The sequence below is a fragment of the Streptomyces sp. NPDC126497 genome, assembly GCF_040302425.1.
Classification (GTDB): Bacteria; Actinomycetota; Actinomycetes; order Streptomycetales; family Streptomycetaceae; genus Streptomyces.
Genome location: NZ_JBEORT010000191.1, coordinates 1 through 1,198 on the forward strand (window position 1 = coordinate 1; position 1,198 = coordinate 1,198).

Genomic DNA, 1,198 nt, shown 5'->3' on the forward strand with positions numbered 1-1,198 from the left:
AACACAGTGGACGCGAGCAACTGAGGACAAGCCCTCGGCCTATTAGTACCGGTCAACTCCACACGTTACCGTGCTTCCATATCCGGCCTATCAACCCAGTCGTCTACTGGGAGCCTTACCCTCTCATGGAGGTGGGAGTCCTCATCTCGAAGCAGGCTTCCCGCTTAGATGCTTTCAGCGGTTATCCCTCCCGAACGTAGCCAACCAGCCATGCCCTTGGCAGAACAACTGGCACACCAGAGGTTCGTCCGTCCCGGTCCTCTCGTACTAGGGACAGCCCTTCTCAAGACTCCTACGCGCACAGCGGATAGGGACCGAACTGTCTCACGACGTTCTAAACCCAGCTCGCGTACCGCTTTAATGGGCGAACAGCCCAACCCTTGGGACCGACTCCAGCCCCAGGATGCGACGAGCCGACATCGAGGTGCCAAACCATCCCGTCGATATGGACTCTTGGGGAAGATCAGCCTGTTATCCCCGGGGTACCTTTTATCCGTTGAGCGACGGCGCTTCCACAAGCCACCGCCGGATCACTAGTCCCGACTTTCGTCCCTGCTCGACCCGTCGGTCTCACAGTCAAGCTCCCTTGTGCACTTACACTCAACACCTGATTGCCAACCAGGCTGAGGGAACCTTTGGGCGCCTCCGTTACTCTTTAGGAGGCAACCGCCCCAGTTAAACTACCCATCAGACACTGTCCCTGATCCGGATCACGGACCCAGGTTAGACATCCAGCACGACCAGACTGGTATTTCAACGACGACTCCACAACCACTGGCGTGGCTGCTTCACAGTCTCCCAGCTATCCTACACAAGCCGAACCGAACACCAATATCAAACTGTAGTAAAGGTCCCGGGGTCTTTCCGTCCTGCTGCGCGAAACGAGCATCTTTACTCGTAGTGCAATTTCACCGGGCCTATGGTTGAGACAGTCGAGAAGTCGTTACGCCATTCGTGCAGGTCGGAACTTACCCGACAAGGAATTTCGCTACCTTAGGATGGTTATAGTTACCACCGCCGTTTACTGGCGCTTAAGTTCTCAGCTTCGCCACCCCGAAGAGTGACTAACCGGTCCCCTTAACGTTCCAGCACCGGGCAGGCGTCAGTCCGTATACATCGCCTTACGGCTTCGCACGGACCTGTGTTTTTAGTAAACAGTCGCTTCTCGCTGGTCTCTGCGGCCACCCCCAGCTCAGAG

General features: G+C 56.4%; 1 other annotated feature (cut by a window edge).

The features are described from left to right. Positions 1-21: 21 nt before the first annotated feature. Positions 22-1,198 (bottom strand) — a sequence feature (mutual gap in cmsearch alignment for this rRNA model is longer than 100); it runs 1,789 nt beyond the window's last position.